Genomic DNA, 16,611 nt, shown 5'->3' with positions numbered 1-16,611 from the left:
CGCAGAACCAGCAGTGCACCGAGAACTCCACCCAGGCCAAGGGCGACGAGCCGCTCTCGCACATCCTGGACAACATCCCGGTCCTGTCCGGCAACGCCTCGGTCGGCAGCTGATCTCCGCTCCCGTGCACGAACCGGGCGCCCGGCGTCCGTGGACCGACGCGGTCGCGACGACCCGTGCGAGGTGACGAGGGCCCCGGCAGCCTCCAGCTGCCGGGGCCCTCGCATGCCGTCCGCCGCCCTCAGCCGGTCCAGAACTCCCACCACCGGGTGAGGATCAGCATGCCGATCACTCCGATGTGCAGGGCCGGCGGGGCCCAGCCGAACTCGGCGAAGAAGCCCTTCAGGGGTGCGGGCGCCGGGAGGATCCCCGTACGGACGACGTGCGCGGTGACCGCCCAGAACATCAGCAGGGTGGCCACCCAGGTCAGGCAGCACCACAGGCAGAGCGCGTTGATCTCGTAGAGCGACTGGACCATGAGCCAGGTACAGAAGCCGACCCCGAAGAGCATTCCCGCGTCGAGTCCCAGCCAGAACCAGCCGCGGTGGCGGGCGCCGGCCAGCAGGCCCGCGCCGACGCAAACGACCGCCCCGTAGGCGACCAGTCCCAGCAGGGGGTTCGGGAAGCCGAAGGCCGCCGCCTGGTCGCTCTGCATGACGCTGCCGCAGGAGACCACCGGATTGAGGCTGCAGGCGGGCTTGAAGTCCGGGTCCTCCAGCAGCAGGAACTTGTCGAGCGTGATGATCCAGGCGGCCAGCACCCCGGCGGCACCGGTGAGCACCAGCAGCCAGGCCAGCGAGCGGGGGGCGGCGAGCGGCTGCGCGTCGTCTCGGTTGCGGGGCTGCCCTTGCTGGCGGGGGACGCCCACGGTATTCGTTGCCATGTGGCCCATAGTCCCGCCTTCCACCCGATACCCGGTCCAACCATGCCCATGCGTACGGAGGTTGACCTGAAGGGGTGGCGGGAACCCCCGATGCATCCCGGACGTTTTACCGAACCCCGGACGTGATGTCAGACCCAGGGGCTACGTTGAGCTCCCACGAAGTCACAAGCTGCGACGGCCTGGAGACCCACCTTGAGCGATCCGTACGAGACAACCGAGGCGCACCTCGAGCGACTCCTGGGACGCGCCCTCAACTCCTACGACCTGCCCGACCGGTTGGTCGAGCGCCTCGGCAGGGCGCTCGCCCACAGCTCTTCGCTCCACACCACCCGCCGGCGCCCCGGGGCCGGGGAGTGGCGGGAGATCCAGCGCCACACGTACCTGCTGGCCGACGGCGACTCGGTGGCCCTGTGGGAGTTGGCGCACCGCCGGGAGGACGACCGGGCGATCCGGTACGAGGTCTTCGCGAGCCGGGCCGAGATATGCCTGGCCGTGGCGCAGCTGTTCGACGAGGTCCCTTCCGAGGTGGCGCGGGACCTGACGGAAGCGGCGCCCGAGGAGGAGCTGGAGAGTGATCTGGCCCTGCTCAGCGCCCTGTTCACCCCTCCGACGCCGGCCCAGCGGCACCGCGAGTACGCCGTGGAGGAGTCCGCGGACCATGCCCGCCGGGTGCTGCGCCGTGCGGAGAACTCCGACCGGCCGGGCAGGCGAGTGGCGTTGCTGCTGCGGACCGCGTACGCGCACCGGATCACCCAGGCGTTCGGCACCCGGCAGTACCGGACGGACGGCCGGGACGCCGGATTCAGCCTGTACGAGCACGCGTTCGTCCTGCTGAACGGGAGCGAGCTCAGCCTGTGGGAGGTCGAGCACACGGCGACGCCGGACGGGCGGCACATGTGCGAGGTGTACGAGACGGAATCGGCCGCACGCGGAGCGATGACGCTCCGCGCGCAGGTCGGGTGAGGGGTGGCCGGTAGCCGGTGACCGCGCCGCCGGCCGTGGAGGCCGGGATCACGCGCAGGGTGCCTCCCCATCGAAGGCAGGGGAAGGCGCCGCCACGGTGCCGCCTCCTCGAGGGAAGCGGCGGACCGGTCGAGGCCGACCGGGGTTCGGGAGGGATCAGCTCGCTCGTGGCCCGGCGCCCGTGTCGGACAGGGGGAGGTCCAGGGGCGGGTCCTGGGTGATGCGGACCGCGTCGGGCCGCAGGTCCGAGGGGGACGGCATCTCGCTGCCGGGAAGCTGGACCGCGGCCGCGCCGTGGGCCAGGGCGGAGGCGAGGGCGGGAGCCCCCTTGCCGCCCGCGATCAGGAAGCCGGCGAGGGACGCGTCGCCCGCGCCGACGTCGCTGCGGACCGAGGAGACGCTCGCCGTGCCGTAGAAGGTGCCCTCCTCGGAGACGAGGAGCTGGCCGTCCGCGCCGAGGGAGGCGAGGACCGCGCCCGCGCCCAGCGAGCGCAGCTCCTCCGCCGCCTTCACCACGTCGCCGAGGGTGGCCAGCGGCCGCCCGACCGCCGCCGCGAGCTCCGGGACGTTCGGCTTGATCACGTCGGGGCGGGCCACCAGCGCGGCGAGCAGCGCCGGGCCGGAGGTGTCCAGGGCGGTCCGGGCGCCGGCTTCGTGGGCGCGGGTGACGAGGTCGGCGTACCAGTCGGGTCGCAGACCGCGCGGGAGGCTGCCGCAGCAGGCGATCCAGGCGGCGCCGCCGGAGCCGGTGCGGACCGTCTCCAGGAGGAGCGCGGACTCCTCGGACGTCAGTTCCGGACCGGCCGCGTTGATCTTGGTGAGGGTGCCGTCCGGTTCCGCGAGCGCGATGTTGGACCGGGTCTGGCCTGCGATCGCGACCGCGGTGACGTCCACGCCCCGCGCGCCGAGGAGTTCGGCGATCAGCGCGCCCGTTGCACCGCCGAGCGGCAGCACCGCCGTCGTACGGAAGCCCGCCGCGGCCACCGCCCGGGAGACGTTGACGCCCTTGCCCCCGGGGTCGACCCGGTCACCGGTGGCGCGGAGCACCTCGCCGCGGTCCAGCGAGCGGACCTCGTAGGTCCGGTCGAGGGAGGGGTTGGGGGTGACGGTGAGGATCATGCGAGCGCGACTTCCGTACCGGCGGCCTCGATCGCCGCCTTCCGAGCGGGGTCGAGCCCCGAGTCCGTGATGAGCAGGTCGACGTCCGCGAAGGAGCCGAAGCGGGCGAAGTGCTCCTGACCCGCCTTCGCCGAGTCGGCGAGGAGCACGACGCGGCGGGCGGCGGCCACGGCGGCCCGCTTGACGGCGGCTTCGGCGAGGTCGGGCGTGGTCAGGCCGCCGTCCGCCGTGAAGCCGTCGGCGGCCAGGAAGAGCACGTCGGCGCGGATCTCGGCGTACGCGCGCAGCGCCCACGCGTCGACGGCGGCCCGGGTGCGGTGGCGGACGCGGCCGCCGACGAGGTGGAGGTCGACGCCCGTGTGGCCGGCGAGCCGGGCGGCGACGGGCAGGGCGTGCGTGACGACGGTGAGTGCGGCGTCCACGGGGATGGCGGCCGCGAGGCGGGCCACGGTGCTCCCGGCGTCGAGGACGACGCTGCCGCCTTCGGGGAGTTCGGCGAGGGCGGCCGCCGCGATGCGGTCGCTCCCGTCGGCGGCGGTGGCCTCGTGCTCGGTGAGGTCCGGCTCGAAGTCGAGGCGGCCGGCCGGTATCGCGCCGCCGTGCACCCGGCGGACGAGACCGGCCCGGTCCAGGGCCTTGAGGTCGCGGCGGACGGTCTCGGCCGTGACCCGGAACTGATCGGCCAGGGAGAGCACGTCGACCCGGCCCGCCATGCGGGCGAGGCGGAGGATCTCCTGCCGTCGCTCCGGTGCGTACATGTGGTTTCAGGTCCGTTCGATGCCCGACTCTGTGGTTCCGATCGCAGTTTATGCCCGTTTGGCTCATCACACAGAAGAAACGGGCACGTCCGCCAGCAAAAGCGGACATGCCCGTCGTCTCCTGCGCCCCGCGGTGGCTATCCGACCGGGAGCTTCTCCGCGACCGTGGACGGCTCCCCGGGCTCTCCGGAGCGTCCGTCGTCGCCGCCGTACTCCGCGCCGCCCTCGCGCTGCTCCGTCGGGACCGCCTTGCGCGGCAGCATGAACATCACCGCGAAGATCACACCGAGGACGACCACGACCCACCACAGGGCGCTGCGGAAGGCGTCGACGTACGGCGGCCCGAAGACCAGGTCGTCGTCGATCAGCCCGAAGAAGACAACGGAGGTGAGGCCGAGGCCCAGCGCGTTGCCCATCTGGCCGGTGGTGTTGATCAGGCCGGACGCCGAGCCGGCGTGTTCGCGCGGCACCTCGGACAGCACGGTGTCGGTCAGCGGCGCGACGATCAGGCCCATGCCCAGACCCATGAGGACCAGCGGAGCCGCCATCTGCCAGGACGTGATCTCCATGCCGTAGCGCTGCGACTCCCAGATGTAGAGGAGCACCCCCGAGGCCATCACCAGGGCGCCGCCCTGGAGCACCTTGCGGCCGAAGCGCGGTACGAGCTTCTGTACGGACATGCCCGCGGCCGCCGAGACGGCGAGGGAGAAGGGGATGCCGGTGGCGCCCGCCTTCAGGGCGCTCCAGCCGAGGCCCATCTGCATGTACAGCGTCCAGACCAGGAAGAAGATGCCGGTCGCGATGCCGAAGGTCAGCTGGACCGCGATGCCTCCCGCGAAACTCTTGACGCCGAACAGGGAGAGCTCGACCAGCGGCGAGCCGTCCTTGCGGGTCTTGTACTTCTCGTACGCGATGAAGCCGCCGAACACGAAGGGCGAGGCGATCATGCAGACGAAGCCCCACAGCGGCCAGTCGTTCTCGCGGCCGTGGGTGAGCGGGAAGATCAGCATGACCAGGGCGAGGGTGGCGAGCACGACGCCGATCAGGTCCAGGCGCAGGGCCGTGGGGGCCTTGGACTCGGAGATGAACTTGCGGCCCAGGAGCACTCCGGCGATGCCGACGGGCAGGTTGATCAGGAAGATCGGGCGCCATTCGAGACCGAGGAGGTTCCACTCGGTGAGCAGCGCGCCGAGCATCGGGCCCGAGACGGCGCCGAGGCCCACGATCGCGCCGAACATGCCGAAGACCTTGCCGCGCTCGTGCGGCGGGAAGGTGACGTGGATGATCGCGAGCACCTGCGGGACCATCATGGCCGCCATCGCGCCCTGGAGGATGCGGGCGGCGACGAGCACGTCGGGGTTGGGCGCGAGGCCGCAGAGCAGCGAGGCGGCGGTGAAGCCGGATATGCCGACGAGGAAGAGGCGCTTGCGGCCGTAGATGTCGCCGAGACGGCCGCCGGTGATCAGGCCCGCGGCGAAGGCGAGGGCGTACCCGGCGGTGATCCACTGGATGGCACTGGTGGAGGCGCCGAGGTCCTCGCGCATGCGGGGTATCGCGATGTTGACGATCGTGACGTCGACGAGGTCCATGAAGGCCGCGGTCATCACGATGGCGAGCGCCAGCCAGCGGCGGCGGTCGAGGGAGGCGGCGGCGTCGGCTTCGGCGGCGGCCGGCGCGGTGTCCCGGGCGGCGGCCCGGCGGGGCGGGCTGGTCTCTGCGGGGGTCTCGGTCCGCTCTTCTTGTACGGGCCCGTTCTTTCCTTCGGGCGATGACTGGGGCGTCTTCGTGCTCATGGGGAGAAACCTAGACGGCATCTAGGTCAGTTGGTGTCCTATTTCGCTGGCAACCTTGCAGCATGACCGACACCCCGGCCCGCCTGCTCACCCTCCTCTCCCTGCTCCAGACTCCGCGCGAATGGCCCGGGAGCGAGCTGGCGGAGCGGCTGCGGGTGAGCGCCCGGACCATCCGGCGCGACATCGACCGGCTGCGGGAGCTGGGCTACCCCGTGGAGGCCACGCTCGGCGCGGAGGGCGGCTACCGGCTGGTGGCGGGCGCGGCGATGCCGCCGCTGCTGCTGGACGACGAGGAGACGGTCGCCATCGCGGTGGGGCTGCGGGCGGGGGCCGGGCACGCGATCGAGGGGATCGAGGAGGCCTCGGTACGGGCCCTCGCGAAGCTGGAGCACGTCCTGCCGGGGCGGCTGCGGCACCGGGTGAGCGCGCTGCAGTCGGCAACGGTCGCGGTGACCCGGGGGGACGGGCCGAGCGTGGCCCCGCGGACGCTGACCGCGATCGCGTCGGCGGTGGCGGGCTCGGAGCGGCTGCGGTTCGCGTACCTGGCGCGGGACGGGGCGGCGTCACGGCGGCTGGTGGAGCCGTACAGGCTGGTCAGCACCGGGAGCCGGTGGTACCTCGTCGCGTACGACATGGAGCGCGGGGACTGGCGGACCTTCAGGGTCGACCGGATGAGCGAGCCGTGCGCGACGGGGGCGAGGTTCGCGGGGCGGGACATGCCGATGGAGGCGGTGGAGTTCGTGCGCCGGGGCCTGGGCCTGCACGGTGGGGGGACGTACGAGGTGGACGTCTGGTTCGGCTGCGCCGCGGCGGACCTTCCGGGGTGGCTCCGGGCCTCGGAGCCGGGGCCGGGCTCCGGGCCGGAGGCCGGGCCTGGGCCTCGGCCTCGGCCTCGGCCGGAGGACGGGGCGGGGGCCGGAGCCGGTTCGGGGGACGGGTACGGGGTGCGGGTGCGGTTCGAGACGGCGGATGCGCCGGAGTGGCTGGCGGCGCGGTTGGCTCTGGTGGGTGTGCCGTTTCGCGTGCGCGGACCGGAGGTGGTGGTCGCGGCCGTGCGGGGGCTGGGCGCGCGACTGGCCGAGGCCGTGGCGCCGTAGGGGGCCGGACGGAGGGGAGCCCCCGGCGCCTGGGGGGGATAGGCGCCGGGGGCTCGTATGGGGGGCGTCAGGCCACTGCGTCGAATCCGGTGTCGCGGGCCATGCGCTTGAGCTCCAGGAGGGCGTGCTTCTCGATCTGGCGGATTCGCTCCCGCGTCAGTCCGTGCTGCTTGCCCACCTCTGTCAGGGTACGCTCCCGGCCGTCGTCGATGCCGTAACGCATCTTGATGATCGAGGCCGTCCGCTGGTCCAGCTGGCCCAGCAGGTCCTCCAGCTCCTCGCTCCGCAGGAGGGAGAGGACGGACTGCTCCGGGGAGATCGCCGAGGTGTCTTCCAGCAGGTCACCGAACTGCGTGTCGCCGTCCTCGTCCACCGACATGTTCAGGCTGACCGGGTCGCGCGCCCAGTCCAGGACGTCGCCCACACGCTTCTCGGTCGTGTCCAGTTCCGCTGCGATCTCGGCGTGTTCCGGCTCCCGGCCCTTCTCGCGGGCGAACTCGCGCTGGACCCTGCGGATCCGGCCGAGCTCCTCCACCAGGTGGACGGGCAGGCGGATGGTGCGTGACTGGTCGGCTATGGACCGGGTGATGGCCTGGCGGATCCACCACGTGGCGTACGTGGAGAACTTGAAGCCCTTGGCGTAGTCGAACTTCTCGACCGCGCGCACCAGGCCGGCATTGCCCTCCTGGATGAGGTCGAGGAGCGGCAGGCCGCTGCGCGGGTAGCGGCGGGCGACGGCGACGACCAGGCGGAGGTTGGAGCGGATGAAGACTTCCTTGGCGCGCTCGCCCTCGGCGGCCAGCGCTTCCAGCTCCTCCCGCGTGGGCGTCTCGCCCTCGCGCTCCATCGCGCCGTCGAGGATCTGCTGGGCGTACACGCCCGCCTCGATGATCTGCGAGAGCTCGACTTCCTTGGCGGCGTCGAGCAGCGGGGTACGCGCGATCTCGTCGAGGTACATGCCGACCAGGTCACGGTCTGCGATCTCCCCGCTCCCGGCACGAGCGCTGCTCGTGGACTGACGGCGGGCGACGGCGCGGGTTGCCATGCGTGCTCCCTAGCGATGAGTTCGGTCGCGGTGCTGCGGCTCCTGGACACTCTCCCGAGTGCCCGCTTCCGAAGGAAACAACGACTGGAATCGGGACAGAATTCCCACGCGGCTCCCTTATTTCCGAGATCTTGCAGTATCCTGCCCCGCCCGCCCCCGGGTACGCACAGCACGGCGATGCCGCCGGAGCCCGAAGAGGCGCAGGTCAGAGCGGGGGCGGAGGGTGGTCCGGACGCCGGCGTGGACGAGCACGGCCCCGCTGTTCGTGAGACCGCCGTCACATCCGCCCCGGCCGCACTGCCACCCCGCAAGACGGTCCGCACCGGCCTCCGGTTGCCTGGACTGACGATCGAATCGCCCGAAAGCGACGAACCGATCGGAATGCGCCCCGAAGAAACGCCCGGCCCGAAGAAACGCCCGGGTCGAAGAAACGTCCGGGTCGTCAGCCGGGGTGGCGGTCCGCCGCGGTGCCAGCAGTCCGGTCGGGGGCGGTGGCGACGCCCGGGCAGGCGTGACAGGCGGGCGGGCCGGACTGGGCCCACCACTTGCAGGCCGGGCGGAGGTGGCACGCAGGGAGGGCGGGGGCGGGCGGAGCGGCGGGCTGCGGCAGCGCCGCCAGGCGGAGCGCCAGGGTGCAGGCGTCGCCCGCCCGGTTCAGGCAGTGCGGGACGCAGTGGGAGGCCAGGCGCAGCAGCCGGCGCGGTTCGGTGCCCGGCGGGAGGCCGGCCAGGGCCTCGGCGGCCGGGCGCGGGGCCGGGAGGTAGACCGGGGGCCCGTCGGGGCCGGCGCGGACCGCCAGGACCACCGACTCCGGGGCGTACGCCGAGCCGCTGGGACACCACGACGGGCCGGGCGGGCGCTCCGACGGCTCTTCGCCCGGCCTCAGGGCTGTCCCGCAATCCCCGGCGGGCGCACGACGCCAGCTACGGCACCTCGCCGCGTTGTCGGAACGCCCGAATACGCCCAGTATGGGGGCGCTCCTCCGCCGTGCGATGCACCGCATCTGACGCCGTGCGCCGACCCACCGGGGATTGCGGGAGAGCCCTTAGCCAAACTGCAGGGACCTCTTCGAGAGGCCCATCCAGAAGCCCGCGACCGGGGTGGTGGCCGAGGCGAGTTCGGCTTCGGCGGCGCCCAGGGTGACGAACAGCGGGGCGAAGTGCTCCGTGCGCGGGTGCGCCAGGCGGCCCGCCGGGGACTTGGCCTCGAAGTCCAGCAGGGAGTCGAGGTCGCCGGCCGCGAGGGCTTCGTGGCCCCACGCGTCGAACTCCGCCGACCAGGCGGGGACGCCGGGGCCGGTGTGGCGCAGGGCGGCGAGGTTGTGGGTGAAGAAACCGCTGCCCACGACGAGGACGCCTTCGTCGCGCAGCGGGGCGAGCTTGCGGCCCACCTCCATCAGGCGGCGCGGGTCCAGCGTCGGCATGGATATCTGGAGGACCGGGATGTCGGCCGCCGGGAACATCTCCACGAGCGGGACGTACGCGCCGTGGTCCAGTCCCCGGTCGGGGATGTCCTGGACGGGGGTGCCGGGGGCCTTGAGGAGCCCCCGTACGGAGGCCGCCAGCCCGGGCGCGCCCGGGGCGTCGTAGCGGACCCGGTAGTAGTGCTCGGGGAAGCCCCAGAAGTCGTGGACCAGGGGGACCCGCTCCGTGGCGCCGAGGGCGAGGGGTGCCTCCTCCCAGTGCGCGGAGACCATCAGGATCGCCTGCGGCCGGGGCAGGTCCGCGGCCCAGGCGGCCAGCTGGCCGGGCCAGAGCGGGTCGTCGGCCAGGGGCGGGGCGCCGTGACTCAGGTACAGCGCGGGCATCCGGGCGGAGGGGGTCATCAGGGCTCCAGGAGGGTTCGGGCGGGCCGCCGTGGACAAGACTAACCCCGCGTCGTTCAAATTTGAACGACGCGGGGTCATCAGTCATTCCCGCACCCCGGAAACCGGGGCCGAGCCCGTCAGTGGGCGATCACCGGGACCTTCAGCTCGGCGTCCGCGCCCTCGGCGGAGCCGGCGACCGGGCCGCCCGCGCCCGGACGGCCCGTGTTGATCAGGGTCAGGGCGATGAGCGAGCTGGCGACCAGGATCCCGACCGCCCACCAGATCGCGGAGGCGTAGCCCTCCACCATGGCCTGGGCCTGGATCAGCTTCGCCGCCGGGCCGCCCGCCGCGGCCTCGGCCGCGTGGTCGGCCAGGTACGCGGTCGTCGCCGAGGCGGCGATCGTGTTCAGCAGGGCGGTGCCGATCGCGCCGCCGACCTGCTGCGAGGTGTTGACCATCGCCGAGGCGACGCCGGCGTCCGCCGGGTTCACCCCGTACGTGGCCAGGGACATGGCGGGCATGAACGCCGTGCCCATGCCGAGGCCCAGCAGCAGCTGCGCCGGCAGGATCAGCGCCGGGTAGGAGGAGCCGACCTCGAGCTGCGTCAGCAGCAGCATGCCGCTGGCGGCGACCATGAAGCCCGGGCCCATGAGCAGGCGCGGCGGGACCCGCGTCATCAGGCGGGCGCCGATCTGCGTGGAGCCGAGGATCATGCCCGCGATCATCGGGAGGAAGGCGAAGCCGGTCTTGACGGGCGAGAAGCCCTTCACGACCTGCAGGTAGAACGTGAGGAAGAGGAACAGGCCGAACATCGCAATGACGGCGAGGCCCAGCGAGAGGTAGACACCGCCGCGGTTGCGCTCCAGCAGGACGCGCAGCGGCAGCAGCGGGGACTTCACGCGGGACTCGACGAACACGAACGCGGCGAGCAGCACCGCGGAGGCGACGAACATGCCGACGGTGAGGGTGTCCGACCAGCCCGCCGACTCGGCGCGGGTGAACCCGTAGACGAGGGCGACCAGACCGGTCGTGGACAGGACCACTCCGGGGATGTCGAGCGGCGCGCGGTTACGGCCGCCGGCCGGCTCGCGAATGATCATCCAGGCGCCGACAGCGGCGATGACCGCGAACGGGATGTTGACGAAGAACGTCCAGCGCCAGTTGAGGTACTCGGTGAGGAAGCCGCCGAGGATCAGGCCCACGGCGCCACCGCCACCGGCGATCGCACCGTAGATGCCGAAGGCCTTGGCGCGCTCCTTGGCGTCGGTGAACGTGACGGCCAGGAGCGAGAGCGCGGCGGGCGCGAGGAGTGCGCCGAAGGCGCCCTGCAGGGCGCGTGCGCCCAGCATCATGGCCTCGCCCTGGGCGGCGCCGCCGAGTGCGGAGGCCAGGGCGAAGCCGATCAGACCGACGATGAAGGTGTTCTTGCGGCCCCACTTGTCGGCGATGCGGCCGCCGAAGAGGAGCAGCCCGCCGAAGGCCAGCGCGTACGCGGTGATGACCCACTGACGGTTGCCGTCCGAGATGCCGAGGTCGGTCTGGGCGGACGGCAGGGCGATGTTCACGATGGTGGCGTCGAGGACGACCATCAGCTGCGCCAGGGCTATGAAGACGAGGGCCTTCCAGCGACTGGGGTCGGCGACGGACAGCGGCGGATGCGCGGCTGTTTTTGACATGGGGGTACCCACTTCGTGGTGCGAGATGACTGAAAAGGGAGGTGAGGACAGATTTGAGACGGGCTGCCGACGCTAGCGGGAGCGCTCCGGGGCGTCACATGGTTTTCGCCCTCAGATCCGCCAGCGTCGTCGGCGTGCCCGGCAGTGCGGAGCGGGCCGGGGCCCTCAACCCGTCGAGGAACAACTGGAGATGACGGTGGGCGAAGAGGCCCACGTCGAAGCAGGCGGTGCCGGGCAGGGGGCGGCTGAGCTGGGACAGGGCGATCAGCAGATCACCGACGCCGATGTCGGTGCGCAGCAGTCCGGCGGACTGGCCGGCGGCCACCAGGGATTCGACGGCCTCCTCCAACGCGCTGCGGGAGGCGAGCAGTTCGGGGTGGTCCCGGTCGAAGTCCCCGGAGAGCATGGGGCACAGGGCGCCGATCCGCTCGTCCGCCGCTCCGTGCGTGAAGCGGCAGAGCGCGTCGAAGGCGTCCGGGCCTCCGGCGGTCACCGTCTCGGCGAGCACGACCTCGGCCAGCCGTGTGACCCGGTCCATCACGAACAGCACGACGTGGTGGACGAGCGTGGGCCGGTCGGGGAAGTGCCGGTAGAGCGTGGCGTTGCCGACGCCGGCCCGGCGGGCGATCTCGTCGAGGGGGGCCGTGGAGCCGAACTCCACGAGCACCTCGCGCGCGGCGGTCAGGATGCGCTCCCGGTTGCGGACGGCGTCGGCGCGCGGCCGCAGCGCCGCGCCGGCGCCGGGGGCGCCCGCCGTGGTGGAGCCGCAGGACGGCGCGCCGGACGGTCCGGTCGAGGCCGCCGGAGCGGTGGGGGTGGGGCTCTTCATCCCGGGGCCTCCCTGGCACGGTGACGCGTACGGCCGCTCGAAACGGGGAGCGGGTCCCCGCTTGAGCGGGACTCAAGTACAAACGGGGAAGCAGTCCCCGGTTATTTCACTCGTCCGTGTGACCTGGGTCACACGGATTCGGGTGCCCGATCCCGTTTGGCCTCTCCCGGCGCGCGGGCGCGCCGCGCCCGGCGGAGGGTGGTCGGACAGAGCGCAGACCGGACCCGGCCGGCTGCCGCGGACCCAAGGCCGGTCTCCATGCCGCAGACGCGCCACCGGATACGCAAGCCACGCCGCACCAGCGCCTTCGTCGGCATCACCGCGCTGGCCCTCGGCGTCAGCGCGACCGCCGGCGCAGACATATCCGTCCGCAGCCACTCGGCGTCCGGGCCGGCGGCCGCGACCAGCGCCGAGGCCGCGCTCGCGCCCTGCCGGATCGCGGGCGCGATGGGCGTGCAGATGTCCGAGGGGCTGCCGACCGCGCCCGGGTACGCGCGCTCGACCGGCGAGGTCCGGGCGCTGAACCTGATGATCGACTTCCCCGACGCCAAGGGCGAGGGCACGGCGGCCGACCGGCTGGCGGAGTTCTTCCCGCAGACCTCGGACTGGTTCCGCACCAGCTCCTACGGGCGGCTGACCTACCGGGCCGAGGCGCCCATACGGAACTGGCTGCGGATGCCCATGCCGTTCGCGGCGTACGGGATCGAGCGCGGGTCCTCCTACGATCCCGGCTACCGGCAACTCGCCGAGCACATCGTGAAGACCGCCGACTCCGAGATCGACTTCTCCCGGTACGACCTGATCAACATCCTGGTCACGCCGAACGCCGGCCCCTCCGCCCTCGACACGGTCCTGTCCGTCACCTTCTCGGGCAACCGCGAGGCACCGATGGCCGACGGCGTACCGCTCGCCAACACCTCCTTCGTCTTCAGCCGCCAGGACGACGGCTCCGGCTCCTACCGGGAGACCGGCTACCGCGTCCTCCCCCACGAGAACGGGCACGTCTTCGGCCTGCCCGACCTCTACACCGCCGACGGCGGCGGCACGGTCGGGCACTGGGACGTCATGAGCGAGGACTGGGGCGCCAACAACGACATGCTCGGCTGGCACAAGTGGAAACTGGGCTGGCTCGACAGCTCCCAGATCAGCTGCGCCACGAAATCCGGGACCAGCGACCACGTCCTGTCCCCGCTCGCCGTCGCGGGCGGCACCAAGCTGGCCTTCGTCCCCGTGTCCGAGAGCACCGGCTACGCGCTCGAGGTGCGCACCCCGGCCGGGAACGACGAGGCCGTCTGCAAGCCCGGGGTCCTCATATACAAGGTGGACTCGGACGTGGACACCGGCCGCGGACCCGTCACGGTCTCCGACAGCTCGAACGGGAGCGGCGGCTGCACCCGGCGGCCCAATGTCCACGCGGAGCTCTCGGACGCGCCCTTCACACCGGGCGAGACCTTCACCGACGAGAAGGCGGGCATCAGCGTCTCGGTCGTCGGGGAGCTGCGCAACGGCAGCTACCAGGTGCGGATCAGCCGGCCGTGACCCGTACGGCGGCGTTCGACCGGGGCCGGCCGGGCCGGAGGGGCGCGCGTGGGTCCGGAGCGCCCCCTTGCATATACGGATCCGGCGGCCGGCGCGTCAGGTCCCGGTGATGTGCTCGGGCCGGACCGGGACCCGGGTCAGGGCCAGGCCGGTGGCGGCGCGGATCGCGGCGACGATCGCCGGGGTCGAGGACAGCGTCGGCGCCTCGCCGATGCCGCGCAGCCCGTACGGGGCGTGCGTGTCGGCGAGTTCGAGGACGTCGACGGGAATGCTCGGGGTGTCGAGGATGGTGGGGATCAGGTAGTCCGTGAAGGAGGGGTTGCGCACCTTCGCCGTGACCGGGTCGACGAGGATCTCCTCCATCACCGCGAGCCCGAGGCCCTGGGTGGTGCCGCCCTGGATCTGGCCGATGACGGAGAGCGGGTTCAGCGCCTTGCCCACGTCCTGGGCCACCGCCAGCTCGATCAGCTTGACCAGGCCGAGTTCGGTGTCGACCTCGACGACCGCGCGGTGCGCGGCGAAGGAGTACTGGACGTGCCCGTCGCCCTGGCCGGTGTCCGGGTCGAGGGCGTAGGTCGGTCGGTGCCGCCATGCGCGTTCGAGGTCGATGGGCTCTTCGCCGTCCAGCAGCTCGGCGAGGTCCGCGAGGACCTCGCCCCCGTCGGTGACCACCTTGCCGTCCTCCAGGAGCAGTTCGGCGGTGGCCCAGGCCGGGTGGTACGAGCCGAACTTGCGGCGGCCGATCTCCAGGACGGCGGCCCGGACGGCCTCGCAGGCGTTCTTCACCGCGCCGCCGGTCACGTACGTCTGGCGGGACGCGGACGTGGAACCGGCGTCGCCGACCGCGGTGTCGGCCGGCTGGATGGTGACCTGCGTGACGCCCAGCTCGGTACGGGCGATCTGCGCGTGCACGGTGACACCGCCCTGGCCGACTTCGGCCATGGCCGTGTGGACGGTGGCCACGGCCTCGCCGCCCACGGCTTCGAGGCGGATCCGGGCGGTGGAGTAGTCGTCGTACCCCTCGGAGAAGCCGACGTTCTTGATGCCGACCGCGTAGCCGACGCCCCGGACCACTCCCTCCCCGTGGGTGGTGTTGGACAGGCCGCCCGGCAGGTGGCGGACGTCCGCGTCCTCGCCCGCGGTCTCCCACTGGAGCTCGGGCGGCAGGGGCACGGCCTTGACCCGGCGCAGCAGCTCGGCCACCGGGGCGGGTGAGTCGACGAGCTGGCCGGTGGGCATGCGGGTGCCCTGCTCCATGGCGTTGAGCCGGCGGAACTCGACCGGGTCCATGCCGAGTTCGGCGGCGACCCGGTCCATCTGGGACTCGTAGGCGAAGCAGGCCTGGACGGCGCCGAAGCCGCGCATGGCGCCGCAGGGCGGGTTGTTCGTGTAGAGGCCGACGGCTTCGATGTGGACGTGCCGCACGTCGTACGGGCCGAGGCCGAGGGAGGCCGCGTTGCCGACGACGGCGGGCGTGGAGGAGGCGTACGCGCCGCCGTCCAGCACGATCCGGGCCGTGACGTGGGTGAGCTTGCCGTCGAAGGTGGCCCCGTGCTCGTAGGCCAGCTTGGCGGGGTGGCGGTGGACGTGCCCGAAGAAGGACTCGTACCGGTTGTAGACGATCTTCACGGGCTTGCCGGTGCGCTGCGCGAGCAGGCACGCGTGGGCCTGCATCGACAGGTCCTCGCGGCCGCCGAAGGCGCCGCCCACGCCGGAGAGGGTGAGGCGCAGCTTCTCTTCGGGCAGGCCGAGGACCGGGGCCACTTGCCTGCGGTCCACGTGCAGCCACTGGGTGGAGACGTAGAGGTCCATGCCACCGTCCTCGGCGGGCACGGCGAGACCGGACTCGGGGCCGAGGAAGGCCTGGTCCTGCATGCCGACCTCGTACTCCCCCCGCACGATGACGTCGGCGCGCTCGCGGGCCCGCGCCACGTCGCCGCGGATGACCGGCTGGCGGTGGACGATGTTGGGGTGCGGGGTGCGGTGCGCGCGGTGGTCGTCACGGTCCGGGTGCAGGACCGGGGCGCCGGGGGCGGTGGCGCTCGCCTCGTCGGTGACCGGCGCGAGGGCCTCGTACTCGACGAGGATCGCGGCGGCCGCGCGGCGGGCGGTCTCCGGGTGGTCGGCGGCGACGAGGGCGACCGGCTCGCCGTGGAAGCGGACCCGGCCGTCGCACAGGACGGGCTGGTCGACGAACTCCAGGCCGAACCTCCTGGCCGCCGGGAGGTCGTCGTAGGTCATGACCGCGTACACGCCGGGGAGCTTCAGCGCGGCGGAGACGTCGAGGCGGGTGATGAGCGCGTGGGCGTGCGGGGCGCGCAGCGTCTGGCCCCAGAGCATGTCCTCGTGCCAGAGGTCGGAGGCGTAGGCGAACTCGCCGGTGACCTTGAGGGTGCCGTCGGGGCGGAGCGTGGACTCGCCGATGCCGCCGTTCGTCTGCGACCGCTGGACGATGTCGGTGGGGATGCGGGATGCGCCGGGCATGGCTACGGGGTCCCTTCGTGGTCCTGGCGGGCGGCCGCGAGGCGGACCGCGTCGAGGATCTTCTCGTAGCCCGTGCAGCGGCAGAGGTTGCCGGACAGGGCCTCGCGGATGTCCTGGTCGGACGGGGACGGGTTCTGCTCCAGCAGGGCGTCGGTCTGGACGAGCAGGCCGGGGGTGCAGAAACCGCACTGGACGGCGCCGGCGTCGACGAACGCCTGCTGGACGCACGAGAGTGCGGAGTCCTCGCCGGCCAGCCCCTCCACGGTGAGCACCTCGCGGCCCTCGACCTGTCCGGCCGCGACCAGACAGGCGCAGACCGTGACGCCGTCGAGGCGGACGGTGCAGGAACCGCACTCACCCTGCTCGCACGCGTTCTTGGAGCCGGGCAGGCCGAGGCGCTCGCGCAGGACGTACAGGAGGGACTCGCCCTCCCAGACGTCGTCGGCTTCCTGCTGACGGCCGTTGACGGTGAAATTGACGCGCATGATCACGCAGCCCCTTCGAGCGAGCGGCCGTTGGCCGGACCGCGGTACTGCTCCCACGTCCAGACGAGCTGGCGGCGAGCCATGATGCCGACCGCGTGGCGGCGGTACTTCGCCGTGCCGCGGACGTCGTCGA

Annotated in this window: 14 protein-coding genes and 2 pseudogenes; 4 read left to right on the top strand and 12 right to left on the bottom strand. The window is 72.6% G+C overall.

Annotated elements, in window-relative coordinates:
* Window positions 1-113 (top strand): annotated as a pseudogene (locus ABZY44_RS34560) (RdlA protein); the annotation flags it as partial.
* A gap of 128 nt (window positions 114-241) precedes the next feature.
* On the opposite strand, the gene ABZY44_RS34555 reads toward ABZY44_RS34560, so the two are convergent.
* Window positions 242-883, bottom strand: a complete 642-nt coding sequence (locus ABZY44_RS34555) for a vitamin K epoxide reductase family protein (protein WP_356660932.1) — start codon at window positions 881-883, stop codon at window positions 242-244.
* Window positions 884-1,075: 192 nt separating this feature from the next.
* Between ABZY44_RS34555 and ABZY44_RS34550 the strand changes: the two genes are divergently transcribed.
* The gene (locus tag ABZY44_RS34550; RefSeq protein WP_356660930.1) at window positions 1,076-1,846 is read left to right on the top strand and encodes a DUF6227 family protein; all 771 of its coding nucleotides are present in this window, start codon (window positions 1,076-1,078) and stop codon (window positions 1,844-1,846) included.
* A 156-nt stretch (window positions 1,847-2,002) separates the two neighbouring features.
* Here the strand turns inward: ABZY44_RS34550 and pfkB are convergent, their stop codons facing one another.
* The 3 genes from pfkB to ABZY44_RS34535 form a co-directional block, all read right to left on the bottom strand.
* Complete coding sequence (pfkB, locus tag ABZY44_RS34545) at window positions 2,003-2,965, bottom strand: 1-phosphofructokinase (protein WP_356660928.1); 963 nt, start codon at window positions 2,963-2,965, stop codon at window positions 2,003-2,005.
* The gene (locus ABZY44_RS34540) at window positions 2,962-3,723 is read right to left on the bottom strand and encodes a DeoR/GlpR family DNA-binding transcription regulator (RefSeq protein WP_356660926.1); all 762 of its coding nucleotides are present in this window, start codon (window positions 3,721-3,723) and stop codon (window positions 2,962-2,964) included. Before ABZY44_RS34540 ends, pfkB begins: the two co-directional genes overlap by 4 nt.
* A gap of 137 nt (window positions 3,724-3,860) precedes the next feature.
* The gene (locus tag ABZY44_RS34535; protein WP_356660934.1) at window positions 3,861-5,327 is read right to left on the bottom strand and encodes an MFS transporter; all 1,467 of its coding nucleotides are present in this window, start codon (window positions 5,325-5,327) and stop codon (window positions 3,861-3,863) included.
* A 251-nt stretch (window positions 5,328-5,578) separates the two neighbouring features.
* On the opposite strand from ABZY44_RS34535, the gene ABZY44_RS34530 reads away from it, so the two are divergent.
* Window positions 5,579-6,613 (top strand): transcriptional regulator, encoded by a 1,035-nt coding sequence (locus ABZY44_RS34530; RefSeq protein ID WP_356660924.1) that lies wholly within the window; start codon window positions 5,579-5,581, stop codon window positions 6,611-6,613.
* Between the two features lie 67 nt (window positions 6,614-6,680).
* On the opposite strand, the gene ABZY44_RS34525 is transcribed toward ABZY44_RS34530, so the two are convergent.
* The 5 genes from ABZY44_RS34525 to ABZY44_RS34505 form a co-directional block, all read right to left on the bottom strand.
* Window positions 6,681-7,658 carry a sigma-70 family RNA polymerase sigma factor gene (locus tag ABZY44_RS34525; RefSeq protein ID WP_356660922.1) on the bottom strand — a complete coding sequence of 326 codons (978 nt, stop codon included), beginning with the start codon at window positions 7,656-7,658 and terminating at the stop codon, window positions 6,681-6,683.
* Between the two features lie 442 nt (window positions 7,659-8,100).
* Entirely contained in the window at window positions 8,101-8,463 is a 363-nt protein-coding gene (locus ABZY44_RS34520) for a hypothetical protein (protein ID WP_356660920.1), read from the bottom strand.
* A gap of 240 nt (window positions 8,464-8,703) precedes the next feature.
* Window positions 8,704-9,483 carry a class III extradiol ring-cleavage dioxygenase gene (locus tag ABZY44_RS34515; protein WP_356660918.1) on the bottom strand — a complete coding sequence of 260 codons (780 nt, stop codon included), beginning with the start codon at window positions 9,481-9,483 and terminating at the stop codon, window positions 8,704-8,706.
* Window positions 9,484-9,602: 119 nt separating this feature from the next.
* Window positions 9,603-11,141 (bottom strand): MFS transporter, encoded by a 1,539-nt coding sequence (locus ABZY44_RS34510; protein WP_356660916.1) that lies wholly within the window; start codon window positions 11,139-11,141, stop codon window positions 9,603-9,605.
* A 94-nt stretch (window positions 11,142-11,235) separates the two neighbouring features.
* A complete protein-coding gene (locus tag ABZY44_RS34505) occupies window positions 11,236-11,970 on the bottom strand; it encodes a TetR/AcrR family transcriptional regulator (protein ID WP_356660914.1) in 735 nt (244 codons plus the stop codon).
* Window positions 11,971-12,228: 258 nt separating this feature from the next.
* On the opposite strand from ABZY44_RS34505, the gene ABZY44_RS34500 reads away from it, so the two are divergent.
* Entirely contained in the window at window positions 12,229-13,509 is a 1,281-nt protein-coding gene (locus ABZY44_RS34500; RefSeq protein WP_356660912.1) for a M6 family metalloprotease domain-containing protein, read from the top strand.
* Between the two features lie 96 nt (window positions 13,510-13,605).
* Here ABZY44_RS34500 and pucD read toward each other — a convergent pair whose 3' ends face one another.
* The 3 genes and pseudogenes from pucD to ABZY44_RS34485 form a co-directional block, all read right to left on the bottom strand.
* Window positions 13,606-15,993: a xanthine dehydrogenase subunit D gene (pucD, locus tag ABZY44_RS34495; protein ID WP_356660910.1), complete on the bottom strand. Its 2,388-nt coding sequence runs from the start codon at window positions 15,991-15,993 to the stop codon at window positions 13,606-13,608.
* A 2-nt stretch (window positions 15,994-15,995) separates the two neighbouring features.
* Window positions 15,996-16,478: a (2Fe-2S)-binding protein gene (locus tag ABZY44_RS34490; RefSeq protein ID WP_356660908.1), complete on the bottom strand. Its 483-nt coding sequence runs from the start codon at window positions 16,476-16,478 to the stop codon at window positions 15,996-15,998.
* A 2-nt stretch (window positions 16,479-16,480) separates the two neighbouring features.
* Window positions 16,481-16,611: pseudogene (locus tag ABZY44_RS34485) on the bottom strand (xanthine dehydrogenase family protein subunit M); the annotation flags it as partial.

The organism is Streptomyces sp. NPDC006544, assembly GCF_040611715.1.
Lineage (GTDB): Bacteria > Actinomycetota > Actinomycetes > Streptomycetales > Streptomycetaceae > Streptomyces.
Note: the sequence above shows the minus strand (reverse complement) of the source record. Positions and strands in the feature narration are given on the sequence as shown.